The organism is Xanthomonas sp. 1678, from assembly GCF_031455575.1.
GTDB lineage: Bacteria > Pseudomonadota > Gammaproteobacteria > Xanthomonadales > Xanthomonadaceae > Xanthomonas_A.
In genome coordinates this window covers 171,849-181,288 of the sequence record NZ_JAVDSZ010000012.1, presented here as the reverse complement: position 1 = coordinate 181,288, position 9,440 = coordinate 171,849, and the positions used below count along the sequence as shown (strand labels likewise).

4 protein-coding genes are annotated in these 9,440 nt (G+C 71.4%); all 4 read right to left on the bottom strand.

Annotation, left to right across the window (positions count from 1 at the left end; all coding sequences use genetic code 11):
* On the bottom strand, window positions 1-3,635 hold a 3,635-nt coding region (locus J2Y70_RS19005; protein WP_309921083.1), incomplete at its 3' end, for a filamentous hemagglutinin N-terminal domain-containing protein.
* Between the two features lie 10 nt (window positions 3,636-3,645).
* Window positions 3,646-5,343 carry a ShlB/FhaC/HecB family hemolysin secretion/activation protein gene (locus tag J2Y70_RS19000; protein WP_309921115.1) on the bottom strand — a complete coding sequence of 566 codons (1,698 nt, stop codon included), beginning with the start codon at window positions 5,341-5,343 and terminating at the stop codon, window positions 3,646-3,648.
* Window positions 5,340-5,807 carry a hypothetical protein gene (locus J2Y70_RS18995; RefSeq protein ID WP_309921080.1) on the bottom strand — a complete coding sequence of 156 codons (468 nt, stop codon included), beginning with the start codon at window positions 5,805-5,807 and terminating at the stop codon, window positions 5,340-5,342. Before J2Y70_RS18995 ends, J2Y70_RS19000 begins: the two co-directional genes overlap by 4 nt.
* Entirely contained in the window at window positions 5,804-9,439 is a 3,636-nt protein-coding gene (locus J2Y70_RS18990) for a protein kinase (protein ID WP_309921077.1), read from the bottom strand. The genes J2Y70_RS18995 and J2Y70_RS18990 overlap by 4 nt, the downstream gene beginning before the upstream one ends.
* Window position 9,440: the final 1 nt, after the last annotated feature.

The following is a 9,440-nucleotide window of genomic DNA, read 5'->3' as shown; positions in this document are numbered from 1 at the left end:
TTCAACGCGCCATTGCTGGCGGCGGTGAGGTTGCCGGTGGCCAGGTTGCCCAGCAGCAGTGCGTTGCTGTCGGCAATCGCGGTGATGCCGCCGGTGAGGTCGACCGCATCGCCGAAGTCGTTGCCGGTGGTGGTCAGGGTGATCGACCCAGTGCCGGCATTGATATCGCTGGTGCCGGTGACGGTGAGTCCGTTGCTGGCCGACTGGGTGATGGCGCCGCCGTTGCTGATCGCGGTCAAGGAGCCGGTCACCGTGCCGCTGCCGAGATTCAACGCGCCATTGCTGGTGGCGGTGAGGTTGCCGGTAGCCAGGCTGCCCAGCAGCAGTGCGTTGCTGTCGGCGATGGTCACCGCACCGCCGGCCAGGCTCACCATGCCCTGGAAGTCGTTGCCGGTACCGCCCAGGCCGATCGCGTTGCCGTGCGCCTGGATGCTGCTGGTGCCGTCCACGCGCAGCGCGCCGTTCTGCGCGATGTCGCCGTTGGCGTCGACGATCAGGTTGCCGCCGAGGGTGCTGGCGGCCAGCGTCAGTGCGCCGGCGTTGGTGAGCGTCGCGTTGCCGCCGGTCAGGCCGACGCTGCCCTGGAAGGCGTTGGCCTGGTCCAGGGTGATGGCGCCGTTGCCGGCGACGAAGTCGGCGTTGCCGCTCACCGTCAACGCCGCGGTCTGCTCGATCGCGCCGCCGTTGCTGGCCGCGTCCAGCGTGCCGGTCACCGTGCCGCCGCCCAGGTTCAGGACGCCGTTGCTGGTGACGGTGAGGTTGCCGGTGGCCAGATTGCCCAGGGTCAGTGCGTTGCGGTCGGCGATCGCCGTGTCGGCGCCGGTCAGGCGTACCACGCCCTGGAAGTCGTTGGCCTGGCCCAAGTCGATGGCACCGCTGCCGGCATTGATGTCGGCATTGCCGGTCACCGTCAATGCGGCGGTCTGACCGATCACGCCGCCGTTGCTGGTCGCGTTCAACGTGCCGGTCACCGTACCGCTGCCCAGCTTCAAGGCGCCGTTGCTAGTCGCGGTGAGGTTGCCGGTAGCCAGCGTGCCGAAGGTCAGTGCGCCGCTATCGGTGATCTGGGTGGTGCCGCCGGTCAGGCTCACCGCCTGCCCGAAGTGGTTGCCGGCGCCGGTCAAGGCGATCGCGCCGCTGCCGGCGTTGATGCCGCTGGTGCCGGAGACAGTGAGTGCGCCGGCGCTCTGTGCGATCGCACTGTCGACGGTGGTCAGCGCCAGCGTGCCGGTCGCGGTGACGTCGTGCGCCAGGGTGATGCCGTCGTCGCCGCTCAGGCTCACGTCGGCGCCGGACAGCGCCGCGGTCGTGGTCAGCACGTTGCCGCTGTGCAGGTTCAGATTGGCATTGCCGGTATCGATCTCGCTGCCCGGCAGCGTCAGTGTGCCACCCGCATACAGGGACAACGCGCTGTTGTTGCCCAGGGTCAGCGCGGCGATGGTCAAGACGTTGGCGTCGGCCAGGGCGATGCCGCTGCCGGTCAGCGACACGGCGCCGCCGAAATCGTTGCCCGCTTGCTGCAACGTGATCGCGCCGCTGCCGGCGTCGAGGGTGCTGGTACCGGTGATCGTCAGCGGGTCGCTCGCGGATTGAGTGATCGCGCCGCCATTGCTGATCGCGGCCAAGGTACCGGTCACCGTGCCGCTGCCGAGGTTGAGTGCACCGTTACTGGTCGCGGTGAAATTGCCGGTGGCCAGCGCGCCCAGCGTCAGCGCGCCGCTGTCGGTGATCTGGGTGGTGCCGCCGGTCAGGCTGACCGCCTGGCCGAAATGGTTGCCCGCGCCGGTCAGGGTGATCGCGCCGCTACCGGCGTCGACGTGGCTGGTACCGGTGACGGCGAGCGCACCGGCGCTCTGCGTGATCGCGCTGTCGACGGCGGTCAGCATCAGCGGGCCGGTGGCGGTGACGTCGTGCGCCAGGGTGATACCGTCGTCGCCGCTCAGGCTCACGTTGGTGCCGGACAGCGCTGCGGCCGTGGCCAGGACGTTGCCGCTGTGCAAGCTCAGGTTGGCATTGCCGGTATCGATCGCGCTGGACGGCAGCGTCAGTGTGCCGGCTGCATTCAACGACAGCGCGCTGTTGTTGCCCAGGGTCAGCGCGGCGATGGTCAGGGCGTTGCTGTCGGTCAAGGTGACACCGCTGCCGGTCAGCGATACCGCGCCGCCGAAATCGTTAGCTGTCTGTTGCAGGGTGATCGCGCCAATGCCGGCATCGAGGTTGCTGGTACCGGTCACCGTCAGCGGGCCGCTTGCGGATTGGGTGATCGCGCCGCCGTTGCTGGTCGCGGCCAGGGTGCCGGTCACGGCGCCGCTGCCTAGGTTCAAGGCGCCGGTGCTGGTTGCGGTGAGGTTGCCAGTGGCCAGCGTGCCCAGAGTCAGCGCGCCGCTGTCGGCGATCGTGGTGCTGCCGGCGCTCAGGCTGACCGTCTGCCCGAAGTCGTTGCCGGCGTCGTCCAGGGTGAGCGCATGGCTGCCCAGCGAGAAGCTGCTGCTGCCGCCCACGGTCAGCGCACCGGACTGCGTCAGGTCGATGGCGTTGGACAGGCTCAGGTTGCCGTCCACGCTCAGGCTGGCGAGGGCGGCGATGTGGTTGCTGCCGCTGAAGCTGGCGTCGCCGCCGATGCTGCCGCCCAAGGTGCCAGCCGTGTAGATGCCGCTCTGCTGCACGCTGCGGTCGGTGCTGATGTTGATCGCGCCGCTACCCACGTCGATGCTGCCGCTGCCGCCGATGCCGGTCTGGCCGCCGCCGTTGGCGACCAGCGACACGCTGCCGTCGCTGCCGCTGTTGAGGGCGGCGGCGGTGATGGTGCCGCTGTTGTTGATCAACTGGTCGAACAGGCCTTGCGCGGCGCGCGCCTGCAGCGTCACGATGCCGCCGGGCGCGCTGAGGACGTTGCTGTTTTCCACCGCCACGCTGTCCAGCTGCAGTTGCAAGGCCTTGTCGACAACGACGCCGAAGCCGCCGCTTTCGAAGGTGAGGGTGACCTTGTCGGCGCCGACCAGGTTGATGTTGCCGGCGGTGGCGTTGATGGTGCCGCTGTTGACCACCTTGCCGCCGATCAGGTCGACCGCGCCGGCGGCGGCGTTGATGGTGCCGCTGTTGGACATCAGCGCGACCATGTTGCCGCCGGCGTCTAGCACGTCGTTGCCGCTCATGAAGTCGGAGGCGGTGGTGCCCAGGGTGCTGGCCACCAGTCCGCCGACGTTGAACTGCGCGGTGCTGCCGAAGATGATCCCGTTGGGGTTGATCAGGAACACCTGGCCGTTGGCGTTGACGTTGCCGAAGATCTGCGTGGGATTGCCGCCCTGTACCAGGTTGAGCACCGCGGCGCTGGTGGACGGCTGGTTGAATGTCACCGTTGCCACCGAGCCGATGTCGAACGCGGACCAGTTCAACGCCATCCGGCTGGAGGTCTGGTCGATGGTCAGGGTCGCGCCGCTGGCCGGATTGATGGTGCCGGTGCCGCCGGCGATGCTGCCGCCGATTGGTAACTGGGTGGCGGCCACCTGCGCCGCCGCGTTGCCGGGTGCCACGGCGCCGAGCGCGACCGCCAAGGCCAGCGCGAGCGGCGAATGGCGCAACGCGCAGCGGCGTGCGGCACGGGTGGCGATCGAAGCGGGGGCGATGGCGGACATGGACGGATCCTCAGAAGGTGAAGCCGAAACGCGAATAGAAGCGGACGTCGCGGCCGTCGGACGCATCGCGACCGCCGGTCGGCTTTGCGGCGCTGAGCCGCAGTTCGAAGCTCTTGAACTGCGGCACGCGCAGGGTGAGCCCCGCACCGATGCCGTCGAAGGTCTCCACCGCTGCGACGAGCGCGCGGTTGCCGCCGGCCGGATAGACCCGCGCGTGGTCGGCGAACACGTCCAGCTCCAGCACCTCGCGCCACGGCCGGCCGTTGAACGGCGAGGCGGCGTCGGCGAAGCCGGGCGCGTCGACGTGGTACTCCAGCGCGGTGTAGTAGCCGCGGTCGCCGAGCGCGTCGGACACCGGGTAGGCGCGCACGCTGTCCGGTCCGCCGACCGCGAACTGCTCCATCGGGGTCAGTGCGTTGTCGCTGTACTGGCCGTTGAGCTTGAGGTACAGGCGCTGGGTGCGGCTGAGGTACTGCATGCGCGTGTAGCCGAGCCGGGCGATGGTGAAATGGCTGTCGTGCTGCGGGCTGACCAGGTCCGGCGTGGCCGAGCGGTCCTTCAGCGACTGGCGCAGGCTCAGCTGCAGCAGGTCGATGCCGCGCCAGCGCAGGTCGGTACGGCGCAACGCAGTGCCCAGTTCGACCACGTCGAACTTCTGGTCGGACAGGCGGATGCCGGCCGCGCTGAGCTGCGACTGCTCGCGCAGGTAGCGTAGCGAGGCCTGCCATTGCAGGTTCTCGCGGTTGACGAACTTCCAGTCGCTGCCGGCGTAGACCACCGAGGTCGGACCCTTCAGGCCGAGCGCGGCGAACACGCCGTTGCGCACTTCCAGTTCGCTGCGGCTGGCGCCGATCACGCCGCCGAGCCCGGGCACCGCCGGCACCGGCAGCGCATAGGACAGCGCGCCGATCTGGCTCTGCCGTGGATCCAACGAATAGGCGTAGTTGGCCGAAAGCACGTCGCCCAGTCCCAGCGGACTGTTCCAGGCCAAGCCGAGCTGGGCGCGATAGCGGCCGGTCAGTTCGGTGCCGTAGTTGTTGCCACCCAGGCTGACCGTGTACGGGCGCGGCGCTTCGCTGGCGACCAGCAGCACGTCCGTCTCGCCCTCGCGCTTGCCCGGCTGCAGCACCGAGGACACCGACACGCCCGGCAGGTCGCGCACGTACAGCAATGCGCCGTCCACGTCCTGCTTGCGCAGCGGCCGCCCCTGCAATTGCCGCAATGGCGCCGCCAGGGTGCCGGTGCGATAGCGCGATGCGCCCTTGACCTCGACGTCGCCGATGCGGCCTTCGAGCACGCGGATCTCGACGAGCTGCTCCGGCCCCGGCGTCTGCGCCGGCAGGTAGGCGGTGCTGACGATGAAACCGGACAGGCGGTAGGCGCGGGTGATGGCGTCGGCGACTCCCTGCAACTGGTCGAAGCGCAACGCCACGACGGGCTGGCCCTGCGCCAATGCCTGGAATTGCGCGTCGGCGAGCGCCTGCACCGTGGCCGGGGTGATGCCCTCGCGCGGGTGTTCGCCGACGTCGCGCACGCGGAAGCCGCGCACCTGCAGGGTCACCGCTTCGTTGTCGCGCTCCTTCAGCGGCGGCAGCGTGGCGCCGACGCCTGTCGCGGCCGGGCCGGCATCGGCCTCGGCAGGCGGGGCCTGCGCGTGCACCGGAGCAGCAGCAAGCCACGCGGACACGGCCGCGGCCAGACACGTCATACGCATTCGATTTCCCCTGGAACGATTCCCTGTCGTACGCCGGCGCTGCCGGTGGTCGCCACGTGTGCCGCGGCCAGGTGGGCAGCGGGACAGGGGACCAACGTGTCGGCAGCGGTCGTCGCTTTCGAATGCCCTGCGAACGCGGGCATTGCGCCAACCAAGAATAGCAGCAACAAAGCGAACAGCGTCACACAAATAAAGGCCACCAACAGGCGCCGACGCCGGCGCGCGTGCGCGTCGGCGAACAGCAGCGGCAGCGGCTCGTGCCGCACGCGCGCAGGCGCCGCTGCGGCGACAGTCGGCCGCAGCGCGTTGCGGTGGGTGACGCCCTGGTCGGCGCTGCGCGCAGCGGCCAACACGTTGCGCCGCCGGGCGCGGTACTCGTCGCGGCCGATGCGGCCGTGCTGGTACGCCTCGGCCAGCGCGTGCAGGTGCGCGTTGGCCAGCTGCTGGGCCTCGTTCATGGCAATTCCCGCAGCACGCGCAGGCCCACGTCCGGCTGCGCCGAGCCGTTGTCGGCGCGCCGCGCCTGCACCGTGCAATCGGCCCAGTAACTGGCGAAACTGCCGCCGCGCGCCTGCACGCCGGCGCCGCTGGAGACCCATTCCCAGACGTTGCCGGTGAGGTTGATCAGGCCCCACGGATTGGGTTCGCGGCCGCGCGGCGGCAGCGGCGCGCGCGTGGCATCGCCGGCGCTGGCGGTGGGCGGCACGCAGTTGCTGTCCTCGGCCTGGCGCCAGTCGCTGCCGGCCTGGGCGGCGTGCTGCCATTCGGCATCGGTGGGCAGCCGATAGCGCCAGCCGCCGCTGGCGATGGTCAACCAGCGCAGATAGGCGCGGGCCTGGGTCAGGCTGATGTTGCGCACCGGCGCGCGCGCCAGTTCCGCATCCCCGGCCGGTTGCGCGGTGCACTTGCCGGTGGCCTGGCAGAACAGGTTGAAATCGGCCACCGCCACCTCCGCGCGCGACAACGCGTAGGACTTGCCGCCGGCGAGGCCGGGCACCGTCACCAGCATCGGCCCGCGCTGCGCGCCGAGCGCGTCGAAGCAGGGCTTGCCGCGTCCGGGTGCGGCGGCGGCGCACGGGTCGGGACCGGTCGGGACCGGCGGCAGCGGCTCCTCGTCGCTGGCCGCGCCGGCGGCAGGCGTGCGCTCGCTGGCCGCGGGCGCGGTCGCCGCCGGCTTGGCGGCGGGCTTGCCGCTCGCGGGCTTGCGCGCGGGGTCCTTGCCGGCCGGCGCGGTCGCCGCGGCGGCGGTCGGCGCCAGCGCATCGGAACTGGGCGCATCGCTGCCGGCCTGGCGCTGCAGGCGTGCGCCGAGCGTGCCTTCGGGCAATTGCCCGCGCGCCTTCAGTTCGGTTTCCAGTTGCGTCATCGCCTGCGCATCGCTGCGGTACAGCGCCTCCAGGCGCTGGCCCAGGCGCTGCCGCTCGGCGGCGGGCAAGGCCTGCACGCCACCGTCCATCACCGCTGCGGCGACGTCGTAGCGGGCCTGTGCGGCACGCAGGTCGGCGCGCTCGCCGAGCGCGGCCACGCCCTGGCCGAGCACGTCGGCGGCCTGGCGATAGCGGCCCTGGCGGAACGCGCCGGCGGCGTTGCCGAGATAGACACCGGCCAACAGCTGCGGCGCTTCCTTCTGCAGGAACGGATGCTGCGGCTGCAGGCTGGCGATGCGCGCCAGTGCCTGGCGCGCCTTGTCCAGGTCGTTGGCGGCGGCGGCGCGGCGCATCGATTCGATCCGCGACGCCACCTCGGCCTCGGCGCTTTCGCGCGCCAGCATCGTCTGTAGTTGCTGCTGCAGGGTCTGCAGGCGTTCGCGCTGGGCCAGCAGCTGCGGCGCATGCGCCGCCTGGGTCAGGCCGAAGTCGACCAGCGCCTGCGCACCCGGCAACTGCAGCGGATCGCTCTGCGGCGCGACGGTGTCGGCGATCGCCGCCGCCAACGCCGCATCCTGCGCGTCGCGCTCGGCCGCCGGCAGCACCGCCAGCGCCGCTTCGACGTTGTCCTGCCAGTCCGGATCGGCGGACGGTGCGGCGAGCAGCGCCGCCAGCGCCTTGCGCGCCTGCGCCGGGTCGTGCGGCGCCGGCAGCGCCGGTTGGCTGTCGTGCTGCGCCAGCTGCAGCTGCGCGCCGCGCAACTGCAGGCGCAGCGAATCGGGCAGCGCCGCGCGCGCCTGCTGCAGGCGGGTGCGTGCCTGCGCCCACTGCTGCGCGTCGGCCGACTGCTGGATCGCCGCGTCCAGGCGCAGCTCCAGTTCCGGATGCCGCAGCAGCGCGCTGTTCGGATCGATGCGCCGCACCTGGTCCAGCGTGGCCAGCGCGTTGTCGGCACGGTCGCGGAAGATGGCGCCGGCGGCGACCTGCGCGTTGAGCGTGGTGTCGAGCGCGTTGAGGCGTTCGTTCTTCTCGCGCTCCATGCTCTCGCGGCGCGCATCCAGCGCCGGCGAATACAGCCGCAGCCGGTCGCGCAGCGCGAACACCTGCAGCGCGCCGCGGTAGTCGTAGCGGCCGCTGGCCGGATTCCACAGCGCGTCCAGGCGCCGCAGCAGGAAATCCTGGATCAGGTCGCCGCGGTCCACCAGCAGGCGCCGGCGGTCGTCGTCGTCGAGGCTGGCCAGCGCCTGCATCGCCTGGGTCTCGTCGACGTAGCGCTGCGGATCGGCCGCGCCGAAGCGCGCGGTGACCTGCTCCAGATGGCGCTGGTGCAGGTAGCGCGAAGCGCCCCAGCCGCCGACGCCGGCCAATACCAGTACCGCGGTGCCGTAGCCCAGCAGCGGCAGCGCGCGCTCGCGCAGCGGCACCTCGCGCAGGCCGTCCAGCAGCGCTTCCACGTTGTCCAGGCGCTGCGCGGCGGGAAACGCCACCGCCGCGCACAGGGTCTGGTACTGGCGCTTGGTCAGGCCCGGCACCGGCGGCGGCACGCGCTTGTCGCGCAGCGCCACTTCGGCGCTGAGCTTGTCGAACGGATGCTTGCCGGTGAGCAGTTCGAAGCACACGCAGCCCAGCGCGTAGATGTCGTCGGCCGGCGTGGGTTCCTGGCCGCGGATCATCTCCAGGCTGGCGTAGGCCGGGGTCAGCGCGCCGAGCGTGGCCGCGTCGAACACGGTCTGCTCGCCGGCCATGTCGGCGGCGTGCTTGCCGGCACGGGCGATGCCGAAGTCGAACACCTTGGCCACGCCGTCGCGGGTGACCATCACGTTGCCCGGCTTGAAATCCGAATGCACCACGCCGGCCGCGTGCGCCCGCGCCAGGGCGCGCGCCATGCCCTCGATCAGCGATCGCGCGCGCGCCAGCGACATGCCGTTGTAGGCCTGTTCGCGGATCAGCGTCTTCAGGTCGCAGCCGTCGATGTACTCCATGGTCATGAAGACCAGGGTGCGGTCCTTGTCGAAGTCGTAGACGCGCACGATGTTGTCGTGGGCCAGTTTCTGCGAGCGCCGCGCCTCGCGCTGCAGCGCCACCAGCGAATCGGGATGGCGGCGGAACTCGTCGCTGAGCACCTTCACCGCCAGCCACGGGTCGCGGTCGCGCGCTTCGACCTTGCGTTCGTCGCGCGCCAGATAGACCACGCCCATGCCGCCGCGGCCCAGTTCGCGCTCCAGGTAGAAGCGGCCCTTCAGCAGCGTGCCGACGGTGGCGTAATCGCCGCCGGCGGCATCGGCCAGGCGCTGCCAGCTGGACAGGCTGGCGGTGCCCGCGGTGCCGGTCGCGCCGCCGGTGCCGGTCGCCGCGTTGCCGTCGGTACCGGCCTGCGGCAGCGGCATCGCCGGCTGCACGCGGGTGGCGTCGTCCTCGACGGCCGCGGGCGGCGGCACGGCGCGGCGCGGCATCACCACGGTGGCGTCGTCGTCGATCGGCGCGGCCGGCGCGGCGCCGGCGTCGGCGCGCAAGGCGTCGAGGCGGGTCACCAGCGTGGTCACGGTGACGTCGTCGAGCACCTGCTGCTGGCGCAGCTGCCACAGCGTTTCCACCCCGGCCCGGTAGTCGGCCTCGGGCACGGCGCTGCGTTTGGCCAATGCGTCGAGCACGGCCTTCAGGTCCAGCTCGCCGGTGCGCATCGCGGCGACCAGCTCGACGACGGTAGCGGTATCTTCATGCACG